This is a genomic window from Thauera phenolivorans (assembly GCF_001696715.1).
Taxonomy (GTDB): Bacteria; Pseudomonadota; Gammaproteobacteria; order Burkholderiales; family Rhodocyclaceae; genus Thauera; species Thauera phenolivorans.
The window spans coordinates 148,701-162,062 of the sequence record NZ_MBFM01000001.1 but is presented as its reverse complement, the minus strand read 5'-3'; the positions used below and the strand labels follow the sequence as shown (position 1 = coordinate 162,062).

The window sequence follows — 13,362 nt, the reverse complement described above, 5'->3', positions numbered from 1 at the left end:
TCTAGCGCATGCCCGCGATTGCCCGCGTGCGGGGGGTGGTGCGTGCTGCTGCATGCGCAAAAAAAGCCGGGGCCGCGATTGCGGCTCCCGGCTTTCGAGGCCTTGGGTCGAGGATCAGTTCTTCGACCGGTCGACCAGGGCCTTGTCCTTGATCCAGGGCATCATGTCGCGCAGGGTGGCGCCGACCTTCTCGATCTGGTGGTCGGCGTTCAGGCGGCGGTAGGCGGTCATGCTCGGGTAGTTGGTCTTGCCCTCGAGGATGAACATCTTGGCGTATTCGCCCGACTGGATGCGCTTGAGCGCGTTGCGCATCGCAGCGCGCGACTGCTCGTTGATGACCTCGGGGCCGGTGACGTACTCGCCGTACTCCGCGTTGTTGGAGATGGAGTAGTTCATGTTGGCGATGCCGCCCTCGTACATCAGGTCGACGATCAGCTTGAGCTCGTGCAGGCACTCGAAGTAGGCCATCTCGGGCGCGTAGCCGGCCTCGACCAGGGTCTCGAAGCCCATCTTCACGAGTTCGACGGCGCCGCCGCACAGCACGGCCTGCTCGCCGAAGAGGTCGGTCTCGGTCTCTTCGCGGAAGTTGGTCTCGATCACGCCGCCCTTGGTGCCCCCGTTGGCAGCGGAGTAGGAGAGGGCGATGTCCTTGGCCTTGCCCGAGCGGTCCTGATACACCGCGATCAGGGTCGGCACGCCGCCGCCGCGCAGGTACTCGGAGCGGACGGTGTGGCCCGGGCCCTTCGGCGCGACCATGATCACGTCGAGGTCTTCACGCGGCACGATCTGGTTGTAATGCACGTTGAAGCCGTGGGCGAAGGCGAGCACCGCGCCCTGCTTGATGTTGGCTTCGATGTCTTCCTTGTAGACCTGCGGCGCGGTCTCGTCCGGCAGCAGGATCATGACGACGTCGGCATCCTTGACCGCCTCGCCGATCTCCTTGACCGCCAGGCCGGCGCCTTCGGCCTTGCTCCAGGAGCTGCCACCCTTGCGCAGGCCGACGGTGACGTTCACGCCGGAATCGCGCAGGTTCTGGGAGTGGGCGTGGCCCTGGGAGCCGTAGCCGACGATGGTGACCTTCTTGCCTTTGATCAGCGAGAGGTCGGCGTCCTTGTCGTAATAGACTTTCATGTTTTTCCTTTCGGTTTGGTGCGCAGACAGGGGGGTATCAGAGTTTGAGTACGCGCTCGCCGCGGCCGATACCGCAGATGCCGGAGCGGACGGTTTCGAGAATCAACGCCGGATCGATCGCCGCCACGAAGGCGTCGAGCTTGCTCTGCTTGCCGGTGAGTTCGACGACGTAGGAGGCGTCGGCGACGTCGATGATGCGGGCGCGGAAGATGTCGACCATGCGCTTCATCTCCTCGCGGTCCTTGCCGGTGGCGCGCAGCTTGATCAGCATGAGCTCGCGTTCGATGTGAGCCGCTTCGGAGATGTCGACCACCTTGAGCACGTCGACCAGCTTGTTCAGCTGCTTGGTGATCTGCTCGATGATCTCGTCCGAGCCGGTGGTGACGATCGTCATGCGCGACATCGAGGCATCTTCGGTCGGCGCGACCGTGAGTGACTCGATGTTGTAGCCGCGCGCGGAGAACAGTCCGGAGACGCGCGAAAGCGCGCCGGATTCGTTTTCGATCAGGAGGGAGATGACGTGACGCATGATGGATTCGGTCCGGGATTCGGTGGATGGGCGCTTCGGCGGTTCGGGGCTCAGAGGTCCTCGGCGGAGAGGATCATCTGGGTCAGGCCCTTGCCGCCCTGCACCATCGGATAGACGTTCTCGGTCTGGTCCACGATGAAGTCGAGGAACACGAGCTCATCCTTGTGGGTCGTGAAGGCCTCGCGCAGCGCGCCCTCGACGTCGGCCGGCTTGTCGATGCGGATGCCAACGTGGCCATACGACTCGGCGAGCTTCGCGAAGTCGGGCAGGGAATCCATGTAGGACTCGGAGTAGCGGCCGCCGTGGAAGAGCTCCTGCCACTGGCGCACCATGCCGAGGTAGCGGTTGTTCAGGTTGCAGATCTTGATCGGGAGGCGGAACTGCTTGCAGGTCGACAGTTCCTGGATGTTCATCTGGATCGAGGCCTCACCGGTGACGCAGGCGACCGGCTTGCCGGGATGGGCGAGCTGCGCGCCCATCGCGTAGGGCATGCCCACGCCCATCGTCCCCAGGCCGCCCGAGTTGAGCCAGCGGCGCGGCTTGTCGAAGCGGTAGTATTGCGCCGCCCACATCTGGTGCTGGCCGACGTCGGACGAGACGATGGCATCGCCGCCGGTGACTTCCCACAGCTTCTGCACCACGAACTGCGGCTTGATGATGTCGTCCGAGTTCTTGTAGACCATGCAGTTGCGGCTGCGCCATTCCTCGATCTGCTTCCACCACGCGGCGAGCGCCTCGGGGTTGGGGCGCGCCTCGCCGCTCTCGAGCTGGCGGATCATTTCGTCGAGCACGTCCTTGACGTTGCCGACGATCGGCAGGTCGACCCGCACGCGCTTGGAGATCGACGACGGATCGATGTCGATGTGGATGATCTTGCGCGGCTCCTCGGCGAAGTTCGCCGGGTCGCCGATGACGCGGTCGTCGAAGCGGGCGCCGACCGCGAGCAGCGCGTCGGAATAGTGCATCGACATGTTGGCTTCGTACGTGCCGTGCATGCCCGGCATGCCGAGGTACTGGCGGTCGCTCGCCGGGTAGCCGCCGAGGCCCATCAGGGTGGTGGTGATCGGGTAGCCGAGCAGGCGGGTGAGCCGGGTGAGCTGTTCGGCCGAGTCCGACAGCACCACGCCGCCGCCGGCGTAGATCATCGGCCGCTTGGCCTCGAGCAGCACCTGCACCGCCTTCTTGATCTGGCCCTGGTGTCCCTTCACGACCGGGTTGTAGGACCGCATAGAGATCTCTTTCGGATACTCGAACTCGGTCTTCTGCGCGGTGATGTCCTTGGGGATGTCGACCAGCACCGGGCCCGGCCGGCCGGTGCGCGCCAGGTGGAAGGCCTTCTTGATCGTGGCGGCGATCTCGCTCGCGTCCCTGACGAGGAAGTTGTGCTTCACGCACGGGCGGGTGATGCCCACCGTGTCGACTTCCTGGAACGCGTCCTGGCCGATCGCCGCGACCGGCACCTGGCCGGAAATCACCACCAGCGGGATCGAGTCGCAATAGGCGGTGGCGATGCCGGTGACCGCGTTGGTCGCGCCCGGGCCGGAGGTGACCAATGCCACGCCGACCTTGTCCGTGCTGCGCGCGAAGCCGTCGGCGGCGTGTACAGCGGCCTGCTCGTGACGCACCAGCACGTGGCGCACCATGTCCTGCTGGAACAGGGCATCGTAGATGTGGAGAACCGCACCACCCGGGTAGCCGAAGACGTACTCGACCTTTTCTTCCTGCAGGCACCTGATTACAATTTCGGCTCCGGTCAGCACCATCACACGCTCGCTCTACTTTACGGTCGGATAAACGCAGAACGTTACCGGCCGCCCGGCTTTTGGTCAAGGTCGGGGCAACCCGGAGGACGTCCGGGCAGCCTCCGGCGCGGTGCCGGTTGCGCCACGCTCGCGCGAGCCCTCCACTCCCGCGGAAGCCTCATGAAAGCAAGACAGAATCCGGTTGTTGCAGCCGCGGCGCAGCCGTCCGCCCCGAAACGGCCGCTTGCGGAGTTCGCCTCCAGGCGTCGCCGACTGGCGAGCATGGTGTACGAGGGGCTGCTGCTGCTCGGCGTGCTTGCGCTCACCTTCCTCGTGCCCTACCTGATCCTCGGCGCCGCCTTCGAGCTGACACCGCCGGGCTGGTTCGCCTGGTTGCATATCTTCGTCGTGCTCGGCGTCTATTTCGTATGGTACTGGCGGCGCCACGGGCAGACGCTGGCGATGCAGACCTGGCGCCTGAGGCTGGTCGATGCCGACAGCGGGCGCAGCCTCGGGCTCGGGCGCTGCTGGCTGCGCTACGCGCTCGCCTGGCCCTCGCTGCTGCTGTGCGGGGTCGGCCTGTTGTGGGCGCTGGTCGACCGCGACCGCCAGTTCCTGCATGATCGCCTTGCCGGCTCGTGCGTCGTGCTCCTTCCCGGCCCGAACAAGTAGGCTCGCCGCGGCCGGCGGCGTTCGGTGGCGGGCGGGAGTGACGCCCGAGTCCGATTGAACGGGAGGCATCGATGGAAGCCTTTCTGAGCCACGGACCCTACGCGGAATTCGCCCTGCTGCTGCTGATCTCGGCGGTTGCTGGCGCGGTCGCGGTGCGCCTGCGCCAGCCGGTGCTGATTGCCTACATCGTGGTCGGCATCGTGGTCGGGCCGGCGCTGCTCGGCATCGTCAATGCACAGGAAGAGGTCGCCCTGCTCGCCGAGATCGGCGTCACCGTGCTGCTCTTCGTGGTTGGCCTCAAGCTCGACCTCCATCACATCCGCCATATCGGGCCGGTCGCGCTGGCAACCGGCCTCGGCCAACTCGCCTTCACCATCGTCTTCGGCTTCGCGCTCATCGTGCTGATGGGCAAGAGCCTCATGGAAGCGCTCTACGTTGCCGTGGCGCTGACCTTCTCGAGCACGATCATCGTCGTCAAGCTGCTGTCCGACAAGCGCGAGCTCGATTCGCTGCACGGGCGCATCGCAGTCGGCTTCCTGATCGTGCAGGACCTCGCGGTGGTGCTGGCGATGATGGCGATGAGCGCGCTGCGCGGGGCGAGGGAGGCGGGGCTGCTCGAGGTTGGCGGCTCGCTGCTGCTGCGTCTGGCGCTCGCTGCCGTGTTGATGTTCCTGCTGATGCGCTTCGTGCTGCCGGTGCTTGTGCACTCGATGGCGCGCTCGCAGGAGCTGCTGCTGATCTTCGCGATCGCCTGGGGTACGGGACTCGCCGCGCTCGGTGAATGGGCCGGCTTCAGCAAGGAGGCCGGTGCCTTCATGGCGGGCTTCTCGCTCGCCTCGACCCGCTATCGCGAGGCGATGAACGCGCGCCTCACAGGCATCCGCGATTTCATGCTGCTGTTCTTCTTCATCGACCTCGGTGCACAACTCGACTTCTCCACCCTCGGCGACGAGGTCTGGCCGGCGGTCGTGCTCTCGGTGTTCGTGCTGATCGGCAACCCGTTGATCGTCATGGCAATCATGGGCTACATGGGCTACCGCAAGCGCACCGGCTTTCTTGCCGGGCTCACGGTGGCGCAGATCAGCGAGTTCTCGATCGTCTTCGTCGCGATGGGGATCACGCTCGGCCACGTCGGGGTGGAAGCGCTCGGGCTGACCACCCTTGTCGGGCTGGTGACGATCATGATGTCGACCTACATGATCCTGTTCTCGCACCGGCTCTACGAGAAGCTTGCGCCCTGGCTCGGTGTTTTCGAGCGCAGGAAGCCCTTCCGCGAGCTCGCGGTGGAGCGCCCCGGGCGTAGTGCCCGCCATCCGGACGTGATCGTGTTCGGCCTCGGCCGCTATGGCGCACGCCTGATGCGCCAGCTGCGCACGGCCGGTATCGACGTGCTCGGCGTCGATTTCGACCCTGAAACGATCGCCCGCCTGCGCAAGCTGCGCCAGCCGGTGCGCTACGGGGATGGCGAGGACCCCGCCTTCCTGGAGTCGCTGCCGCTCGACGATGTGCGCTGGGCGATCACCACCTTCCCGCAGTGGGACGCCAACCGGGCCTTCCTCAACGCCCTCAAGGAGGCCGGCTTCCGCGGCCGCATCGCGGGCGTGGTACGCGACGACATGCACGAGGAGGCGCTCGCGGCAGCCGGGGTCGCGCGGGTGCTGAACCCGTTCAATGACGCCGCCGACTACGCCGCGCGCAGCTTTGCGGCGGAGATCGCGTTCGAGGAGGCGCACGAGGCCGAGCGCGAGCCTGCGGACGAGCCCGCCCCTCCCGCCTGCCAGCTCCCCGCGCCGCCTTCCCCCACACAAGGAGACTGAGCAATGAGTCGACTTCGCACCGTCCTCGCCGCCACCGACCTCTCCGCGCTCGCCCGCCATGCGGTCGGGCGTGCCGCGCTGATCGCGGCCGATGCCGGCGCACGGCTCTCGCTGCAGCATGTCGTCAACGTCGGTGCGCTCGACGCGCTGCGCCACCTGCTCGACCCCGGCGCCGCCAGCCTGAACGATAAGCTGCTGGAGGGCGCGCGGGGCGAGGTGCAGGTGCTCGCCGACGAGATGACGACGCGCTACGGCGTGCAGGCCGGGATCCACGTCGTGGTGGGCGCGGTCCTGCCCGAGATCACCGGGCACGCCGAGGCGCTCGATGCCGACCTCGTGGTGATGGGTGCGCGCGGCGCGGGCTTCATGCGCGAGCTGCTGATCGGCTCGACCACCGAGCGGGTGCTGCGCAAGACCACGCGGCCGCTGCTGGTCGTCAAGCAGATGGCGCATGAGCACTACCGTCGCGCGCTGGTGCCGGTGGATTTCTCGCCGCGCTCGCTCGAGACCCTGCGTCTGGTGCAGACCGTCGCACCGCACGCCGAAATCGTGTTGCTGCACGCCTTCGAGGTGCCGTTCGAGGGCAAGCTGCGTTATGCCGGCGTCGAAGAAAGCGCGCTCTCCGGCCTGCGCATCAACGCCAGGCGCGAGGCGAGCGCGCGCATGAACGAGCTGGTTGCGAGTGCCGGCCTCGACGAGAACCGGATACGCCGCCTGGTGGTCCACGGCGAGGCGAGCACCCAGGTCCTTGAGCAGGAACAGGAGCAGGACTGCGACCTGATCGTCATCGGCAAGCGGGGCCAGGGCCTGTTGGAGGAGATGCTGCTGGGCAGCGTCACCAAGCACGTCCTCGCCCGCTCCGCGGCGGACGTCCTCGTCGCCGATCGCGCCATCGGGTGATCGACGCCTGCGGCACGCGCTGGGCGCGGGCGGCGCGGCGGCGTAGACTCGCAGCCTTCCCGCGCATCACGGCGCGGACGACGGAGAAGGAATGAAAACCGAACACGCCCCGACGATTCAGCGCGCCGACTACCGGCCGCTTTCCTGGACGGTCGAAACCGTCGACCTGCACTTCCGCCTCGAGCCCCGGGCCACCCTCGTCACCAACCGCATGGTCTGCGTGCGCAATCCGCAGGCCGAGGACGGCCCGATCCGGCTCTGGGGGGAGGCGCTGGAGCGCGTCTCGCTGACGGTGAACGGGCAGCCGCCGCGCGCGCTGCGCGAAAACGACGGCGCGCTCGAGATCGATGCCGAGGGCGCGCGCGTGCTGGTCGAGGTGGTCACGCGGGTCGACCCGAAGGCCAACACGACGCTGTCCGGACTCTACCTGTCGAGCGGCGGCTTCTTTACCCAGTGCGAGGCCGAGGGCTTCCGTCGCATCACCTGCTTTCCCGACCGGCCCGACGTGATGGCACGCTACACCGTCACCCTCGAGGCCGAGCGCGAGGCCTGCCCGGTGCTGCTCTCCAATGGCAACCTGGTCGAGCAGGGGGAACTGCCGGAGGGGCGCCACTACGCGAAGTGGGAAGATCCCTTCCCCAAGCCCTCCTACCTCTTCGCGCTCGTCGCCGCCAAACTCGTGGCGCTCGAGCGCACCGTCACCACGATGTCGGGCCGCGAGGTGCTGCTGCAGGTGTGGGTAGAGGCGGGCAACCTCGACCGCGTCGAGCACGCGATGGATTCGCTGGTGCATTCGATGCGCTGGGACGAGGAGACCTTCGGTCTTGAGCTCGACCTCGACCGCTTCATGATCGTCGCCGTGGCCGACTTCAACATGGGCGCGATGGAGAACAAGGGGCTGAACATCTTCAACACCAGGTTCATTCTCGCGAAGCCCGACACCGCCACCGACCTCGACTACGAGAACGTCGAGAGCGTGGTCGCGCACGAGTATTTCCACAACTGGACCGGCAACCGCGTCACCTGCCGCGACTGGTTCCAGCTCACGCTCAAGGAGGGCCTCACCGTCTTCCGCGACCAGCAGTTCTCCGCCGACATGCTGGCGCGTGCGGCCGGCCCCGAGGGCGCGGCTTCGGCGCGCGCGGTCAAGCGCATCGACGACGTGCGGGTGCTGCGCGCGGCGCAGTTTCCGGAGGATGCGGGGCCGATGGCGCACCCGATCCGCCCCGACAGCTACCAGCAGATCAACAACTTCTACACCGCGACGGTGTACGAGAAGGGCGCCGAGGTCATCCGCATGCTGCACACCCTGCTCGGGCAGGAGGGCTTCCGCAACGGCATGGACCTCTACTTCAGCTATTACGACGGTCAGGCAGTTACCTGCGACGATTTCGTCGAGGTCATGGCCGAGGCCAACGGCGTCGACCTCGACCAGTTCATGCGCTGGTACGGCCAGGCCGGCACGCCGCGGCTGAAGGCGACGGGCGAATGGAACGCGGCCGCCGGCACCTACACGCTGACGCTGGCCCAATCGACCCCGGCCACGCCCGGCCAGCCCGCCGGTCTGCCGCTGGTGATTCCCGTCGCGGTCGGGCTGATCGGCCCCGACGGGCGCGACTGCGTCCTGCGACTCGAGGGCGAGACCCAAGGCGTGGCCACGACCCGCGTGCTGAGGCTCACCGAGGACGCGCAGCGCTTCCGCTTCGTCGGCCTCGACGCCGAGCCGGTCCCCTCGCTGTTGCGCGGCTTTTCGGCCCCGGTGATCCTCGAGCTCGAGGAGGACGACCCGCGCCTGGCATTCCGCATGGCGTACGACGCCGATCCCTTCAACCGTTGGGACGCCGCTCAGCGCTACGCCGAGCGCGCGGTGCTGGCGCTCGCCGCCGCGCCCGGGTCCGGGCTGCCGCAGGCCTTCGTCGATGCCTTCCGCACCCTGCTGCGCGACGAGGCGCTCGAACCCGCCTTCCGCGCCCAGGCGCTCGCGCTGCCGGGCGAAGCCTACCTGCTCGAGCGCATGATGCCGGCCGATCCGGCCGCTTTGCGCGCGGCGCTGGTGCGCACGATGCAGGCACTCGGCGACGCCCTGGCCGCCGACTGGCTGAGCCTCCTCGAGGCGATGCAGGTGGCGGGCGGCTACCGCTACCATCCGGGCGATGCGGGCCGCCGCGCGCTCGCCAACCTCGCCCTGCGCTACCTCGCCGCGGCGGGCAATGCCGAAGGCCTGGCGCGCGCGCAGTCGCGCTACGAGACCGCGACCGACATGACCGTCCGCTTCGGCGCGCTCGCCGCGCTGGCGCAGAGCGCGAGCCCCGCGCGCGAGACGGCGCTGGCGGCCTTCCATGCACGCTACCGTGACGATGCGCTGGTGCTCGACAAGTGGTTTGCGCTGCAGGCGGGCGCCTGGCGCTGGGAGGCGCCGGCCGCGCCCACCCTGGAGCGCGTGCGTGCGCTGATGGCCGACCCCGCGTTCAGCCTGTCGAACCCCAACAAGGTCTATGCGCTGCTCGGCACCTTCTTCCGCGCTAACCCGGGCGAGTTCCACGCCGCCGACGGCAGCGGCCATGCCTTCTGGGCCGAGCAGGTGATCGCGCTCGACGCGCGCAATCCGCAGGTGGCCTCGCGCATGGCGCGCGCGCTCGAGAACTGGCGGCGCTTCACGCCGGCGCTGCAGGCGAGCATCCGGCCCCGGCTCGAGCAGGTGCTCGCCGTCGAGCACCTGTCGGCGGACGTCGCCGAGGTCGTCGGCAAGGCGCTCGAGTGAGCGGTGGCGGATCGCCCGGTGCGGTCCGCCTGCCTCGCGCGACGCGTACGACGGACGAAAAAATGCCGGCATCGAGCCGGCATCGCTTGGCGCGCGTCGGCGGCCGTCATTCGTTCGTCATGTCGCCCGCGATGTAGCTCGACAGCTGGCGAATGGTCTGCTCCTGATGCGAAAGGACCGCCTTCACCATGTCGCCGATGGTGACGATGCCGACGATCCGGCCGCGCTCGACCACCGGCAGGTGGCGGAAGCGGTTCTCGGTCATCGTGTTCATCACCTCCTCGACGGTGCTCGACGGACTCACCGTGCACGGGTTCGGCGTCATCAGCTCGCTCACCCGGACGTCGCGCGACACGAGCCCCTTGAGCACGACCTTGCGCGCGTAGTCGCGCTCGGTGAACATGCCCAGCAGACGGTCGTTGGCGTCGGTCACCAGTACCGAGCCGATGTCGTGCTCCGCCATTATCGAGAGCGCATCCAGGACCGTCGCATCCGGTCGCACCCCGTGGGCGACGTGCCCCTTGCGTTCGAGAATCTGCCGCACCGTCGTATCCATCTCTAGCCTTCCTCCACTGGTTTTATTGCTTTTCGTGCCCGGAGCCGCGATCGGGCCGGGCGAGCGTGCATAGCTTGGATGCAAGCCCGCGAGCGCGCAAGCCCCGCCCCGGGCATGCGCTCAAATTTCGAGATTGTCGATCAGGCGGGTGTTGCCGAGCCTGGCCGCGGCGAGCGCGACCAGCGGCTCGTCCCACTGGGTCGGCGGCTGCAGATCGACGCGGCGACGCACCGTAATGTAGTCCGGAACCCAGCCGTGCGCCGGCAGCCGGCCGCAGGCCTCGGTCTCCAGGCGCAGCAGGTCGTGGTCGCCCGGCTTCAGCAGTTCGTCGCGCAGCGCGCTCAGCTCGCGGTAGAGGCGGGGGGCCTCGGCGCGCTCGGCCGTACTCAGGTAGCCGTTGCGCGAGGACAGTGCGAGGCCGTCCTCGGCGCGCACCGTCTCGCCCGGGATCACGTCGACCGGCAGGGCCAGTTCGCGAACCATGTTCGTCAGCACCATCAGCTGCTGGTAGTCCTTCTTGCCGAACAGCGCGGCGTCGGGCTGCACGATGTTGAGCAGCTTGAGCACTACGGTGGCGACGCCGCGGAAATGGCCGGGCCGGATCTCGCCGTCGAGCGTCGACGCATGCACCGGTGCCGGCTCAACGAAGTAGCGCTGCGGCTGCGGGTACATCTCGGCCTCGTCGGGCGCGAAGACGTGAGCGACACCGGCAGCGGCGAGCTTCTCGCAATCGGCGGCGAGGGTGCGCGGGTAGCGATCGAAATCCTCGCTCGGGCCGAACTGGATACGATTGACGAAGATGCTTGCGGCGACGCTGTCGGCATGTTCGGCGGCCTGGCGCATGAGCGTGATATGACCGTCGTGCAGGTTGCCCATGGTGGGTACGAGAGCGACGCGGCCGGCACGGGCGCGCGCGGCCCGCATGCTTGCGATGGTGTGGTGGATCTGCATCGAGTCGGAAGGGGAAGTCGGGCGCGCAGCGCCCGGGGTTGGAATCAGTAGCAGTGCTCCGCAGCCGGGAAGCTGCCGTCGCGCACCGCGTCGGCGTAGCGGGCCACGGCCGCCTCGATCGTGCTCGCACCGTCCATGAAGTTGCGCACGAAGCGTGCGGTCTTGCCGGGGAAGATGCCGAGCATGTCGTGCAGTACCAGCACCTGGCCGTCGCAGTCGGGGCCTGCGCCGATGCCGATGGTGGCCATCGTCGTCAGGCTCGCGGTGATCTCCTTGGCCAGGCCCGCCGGCACCATCTCCATCACCATCAGCGCCGCGCCGGCCTGCTCGAGGGCGAGCGCGTCGGCCTTGAGGCGCGCCGCGCCTTCGTCGGTGCGGCCCTGCACGCGGTAGCCACCGAGCTGGTGCACCGCCTGCGGCGTGAGCCCGATGTGGGCGCACACCGGCACCCCCCGCTCGACGAGGAAATGGATCGTGTCGGCCATGAACTCACCGCCCTCGAGCTTGACCATCTGCGCACCCGCGGCCATCAGCTTCGCGGCGTTGTGCATGGCCTGCTCGCGGTTCTCGTGGTAAGTGCCGAAGGGCATGTCGGTGAGCACCAGCGGCCGCGCGCCCGCACGGACGACGCATTCGGTGTGGTATGCCATCTGCTCCAGCGTCACGGGCAGGGTGGATTTCTGCCCCTGCACCGCGTTGCCGAGCGAATCGCCGACCAGGATGGCATCGACGCCGGCGCGCCCGAGGAGAGCGGCGAAGCTCGAGTCGTAGGCGGTCAGCATCGCGATCTTGCGGCCCTCGGCGCGCATCTTCGCCAGCTCGAACAGGGTGACGGGTTTGGTGTCCTGTAGGTAGCTCATCGATCACTCCATGGGAATACGGCCAGTCTTCACCAAAGTGGTGCGTCGCACAAGTGCATTGCGACCAACGGTTCCGGTGTTTCAGCCGGCGAAGGCGAAGAACTCGCGGTAGCTGCGCATGTTGCGCAGGCGCTCGAGCAGGAGCGCGAAGTCGTCGTCGTGATCGACCGGGTTCAGCACGCCGGCATCGACGACGAAGAGCGGCGCGGCGTCGTAGTCGTAGAAGAAGCGGGTGTAGCGTTCGGCCACGCGCTCGAGATAGCTCTCGGTGATCCGGCGCTCGGCCTCCATGCCGCGGCGGCGGATGCGCTCCATCAGCGTCTCCGGCTTCGCCTGCAGATAGATCACCAGGTCGGGCTTGGGCAACTCGGGGCGGGCGAGCCCGTGGGTGACGCGGTCGTAGAGCGCGAGTTCGTCGCCGCTCAGGTTGAGGTCGGCGAACAGCCGATCCTTGTCGATGATGAAGTCGGCCACCACCTTGCGCTCGGCGTCCTCTCCGACGCTGCGCGCAAGGGCGGCGAGCTGGTCGATGCGCTGCAGGTAGAAGGAGAGCTGGGTCGGCATCGCCCAGCGTTCGGTGTTCTGGTAGAAGCGGCCGAGGAAGGGATTCGTTTCCGCCTCCTCGAACATCGTCCCGGCCTGCAGTTCCGCAGCCAGGCGGCGTGCGAGCGAGGTCTTGCCCGCGCCGATCGGGCCTTCCACTACCACGTAGCGCGCTTTGTCCAGCATGTCGGCCTTCCCCTAGCTGCGAAAGATGAAATAGACCGCGCCAAGCATACACAGGCCGGCCCAGAGATAGTCAAGCTTCAGCGGCTGCTTCATGTACAGCACGACGAAGGGCACGAAGACGAGCAGGGTGATGACCTCCTGCATGATCTTGAGCTGCCCCAGGTCGAGCTCGGTGGCGCCGATGCGGTTGGCCGGCACCTGCAGCAGGTATTCGAAGAGGGCGATGCCCCAACTCGCGAAGGCGGCGACATGCCACGCCTTCGACGACATGTTCCGCAGGTGGCCGTACCAGGCGAACGTCATGAACACGTTGGAGGCGGTGAGCAGCAGCGCGGTCTTGAACCAGACCGGCAGGCCGAGGATCGTGGTCGAGGCGGAGTGGATCCAGGCGGACATGGGGTCGGGGGAGGGCGCGCGGGCAGGTATCTCAGCAGCGCTCGATCGACTGGTCGGCGACGCCGGCGAGCAGTGACTGCACGCTGCCGTGGCCGGGGATCGTTGCCGTCGGCGCGATCTCCGCGAGCGGCTGCAGCACGAAGGCGCGCTCGTGCATCCGCGGATGCGGCAGCTGCAGGCCGGGCTCGTCGAGCACGATGTCGTCGTGGAGCAGCAGGTCGAGGTCCATCGTGCGCGGCGCGCGATGGAAGTCGCGGGTACGGCCGCCCTCGGCTTCGATCGAGAGCAGGGCCTCGAGCAGGGCGCGCGGGGCGAGCG

The 13,362-nt window shown here is 67.8% G+C and carries 13 protein-coding genes; 4 read left to right on the top strand and 9 right to left on the bottom strand.

Annotated features, from left to right (window positions below; genetic code table 11):
- Positions 1–114: 114 nt before the first annotated feature.
- Genes ilvC through BB334_RS00675 form a run of 3 tightly spaced genes read right to left on the bottom strand, consistent with a single transcriptional unit; the run spans position 115 to position 3,423 of the window.
- On the bottom strand, positions 115–1,131 hold the full coding sequence (gene ilvC / locus BB334_RS00685) for a ketol-acid reductoisomerase (protein WP_068803332.1): 1,017 nt from the start codon (positions 1,129–1,131) through the stop codon (positions 115–117).
- Positions 1,132–1,168: 37 nt separating this feature from the next.
- Positions 1,169–1,660, bottom strand: coding sequence for an acetolactate synthase small subunit (gene ilvN / locus BB334_RS00680; protein WP_068803330.1), 492 nt, complete (start codon positions 1,658–1,660; stop codon positions 1,169–1,171).
- Between the two features lie 50 nt (positions 1,661–1,710).
- Entirely contained in the window at positions 1,711–3,423 is a 1,713-nt protein-coding gene (locus tag BB334_RS00675; RefSeq protein ID WP_068803328.1) for an acetolactate synthase 3 catalytic subunit, read from the bottom strand.
- Positions 3,424–3,582: 159 nt separating this feature from the next.
- Between BB334_RS00675 and BB334_RS00670 the strand changes: the two genes are divergently transcribed.
- From BB334_RS00670 to pepN, 4 genes are all read left to right on the top strand, one after another.
- A complete protein-coding gene (locus BB334_RS00670) occupies positions 3,583–4,074 on the top strand; it encodes an RDD family protein (protein ID WP_083200218.1) in 492 nt (163 codons plus the stop codon).
- Between the two features lie 71 nt (positions 4,075–4,145).
- Positions 4,146–5,891 carry a cation:proton antiporter gene (locus BB334_RS00665; RefSeq protein ID WP_232756615.1) on the top strand — a complete coding sequence of 582 codons (1,746 nt, stop codon included), beginning with the start codon at positions 4,146–4,148 and terminating at the stop codon, positions 5,889–5,891.
- Between the two features lie 3 nt (positions 5,892–5,894).
- The gene (locus BB334_RS00660) at positions 5,895–6,791 is read left to right on the top strand and encodes a universal stress protein (RefSeq protein ID WP_068803324.1); all 897 of its coding nucleotides are present in this window, start codon (positions 5,895–5,897) and stop codon (positions 6,789–6,791) included.
- A gap of 91 nt (positions 6,792–6,882) precedes the next feature.
- On the top strand, positions 6,883–9,552 hold the full coding sequence (pepN, locus tag BB334_RS00655; RefSeq protein WP_068803322.1) for an aminopeptidase N: 2,670 nt from the start codon (positions 6,883–6,885) through the stop codon (positions 9,550–9,552).
- Between the two features lie 106 nt (positions 9,553–9,658).
- Here the strand turns inward: pepN and BB334_RS00650 are convergent, their stop codons facing one another.
- From BB334_RS00650 to folK, 6 genes are all read right to left on the bottom strand, one after another.
- Complete coding sequence (locus BB334_RS00650) at positions 9,659–10,108, bottom strand: CBS domain-containing protein (protein WP_068803319.1); 450 nt, start codon at positions 10,106–10,108, stop codon at positions 9,659–9,661.
- A gap of 120 nt (positions 10,109–10,228) precedes the next feature.
- Positions 10,229–11,059, bottom strand: a complete 831-nt coding sequence (panC, locus tag BB334_RS00645) for a pantoate--beta-alanine ligase (protein WP_068803317.1) — start codon at positions 11,057–11,059, stop codon at positions 10,229–10,231.
- Positions 11,060–11,103: 44 nt separating this feature from the next.
- A complete protein-coding gene (gene panB / locus BB334_RS00640) occupies positions 11,104–11,919 on the bottom strand; it encodes a 3-methyl-2-oxobutanoate hydroxymethyltransferase (RefSeq protein WP_068803315.1) in 816 nt (271 codons plus the stop codon).
- Positions 11,920–12,000: 81 nt separating this feature from the next.
- Positions 12,001–12,648, bottom strand: coding sequence for a deoxynucleoside kinase (locus tag BB334_RS00635; protein ID WP_068803309.1), 648 nt, complete (start codon positions 12,646–12,648; stop codon positions 12,001–12,003).
- Positions 12,649–12,660: 12 nt separating this feature from the next.
- Positions 12,661–13,044, bottom strand: coding sequence for a DMT family protein (locus BB334_RS00630; RefSeq protein WP_068803307.1), 384 nt, complete (start codon positions 13,042–13,044; stop codon positions 12,661–12,663).
- 31 nt (positions 13,045–13,075) lie between these two features.
- The coding region (folK, locus tag BB334_RS00625) for a 2-amino-4-hydroxy-6-hydroxymethyldihydropteridine diphosphokinase (RefSeq protein ID WP_068804363.1) at positions 13,076–13,362 on the bottom strand (287 nt) is incomplete at its 5' end.

What these genes read in the sequence shown, in the direction of transcription:
- ilvC (WP_068803332.1), bottom strand. Translation starts at nt 1,131, where the DNA reads ATGAAAGTCTATTACGACAAGGACGCCGACCTCTCGCTGATCAAAGGC.
- ilvN (WP_068803330.1), bottom strand. Translation starts at nt 1,660, where the DNA reads ATGCGTCACGTCATCTCCCTCCTGATCGAAAACGAATCCGGCGCGCTT.
- BB334_RS00675 (WP_068803328.1), bottom strand. Translation starts at nt 3,423, where the DNA reads ATGGTGCTGACCGGAGCCGAAATTGTAATCAGGTGCCTGCAGGAAGAA.
- BB334_RS00670 (WP_083200218.1), top strand. Translation starts at nt 3,583, where the DNA reads ATGAAAGCAAGACAGAATCCGGTTGTTGCAGCCGCGGCGCAGCCGTCC.
- BB334_RS00665 (WP_232756615.1), top strand. Translation starts at nt 4,146, where the DNA reads ATGGAAGCCTTTCTGAGCCACGGACCCTACGCGGAATTCGCCCTGCTG.
- BB334_RS00660 (WP_068803324.1), top strand. Translation starts at nt 5,895, where the DNA reads ATGAGTCGACTTCGCACCGTCCTCGCCGCCACCGACCTCTCCGCGCTC.
- pepN (WP_068803322.1), top strand. Translation starts at nt 6,883, where the DNA reads ATGAAAACCGAACACGCCCCGACGATTCAGCGCGCCGACTACCGGCCG.
- BB334_RS00650 (WP_068803319.1), bottom strand. Translation starts at nt 10,108, where the DNA reads ATGGATACGACGGTGCGGCAGATTCTCGAACGCAAGGGGCACGTCGCC.
- panC (WP_068803317.1), bottom strand. Translation starts at nt 11,059, where the DNA reads ATGCAGATCCACCACACCATCGCAAGCATGCGGGCCGCGCGCGCCCGT.
- panB (WP_068803315.1), bottom strand. Translation starts at nt 11,919, where the DNA reads ATGAGCTACCTACAGGACACCAAACCCGTCACCCTGTTCGAGCTGGCG.
- BB334_RS00635 (WP_068803309.1), bottom strand. Translation starts at nt 12,648, where the DNA reads ATGCTGGACAAAGCGCGCTACGTGGTAGTGGAAGGCCCGATCGGCGCG.
- BB334_RS00630 (WP_068803307.1), bottom strand. Translation starts at nt 13,044, where the DNA reads ATGTCCGCCTGGATCCACTCCGCCTCGACCACGATCCTCGGCCTGCCG.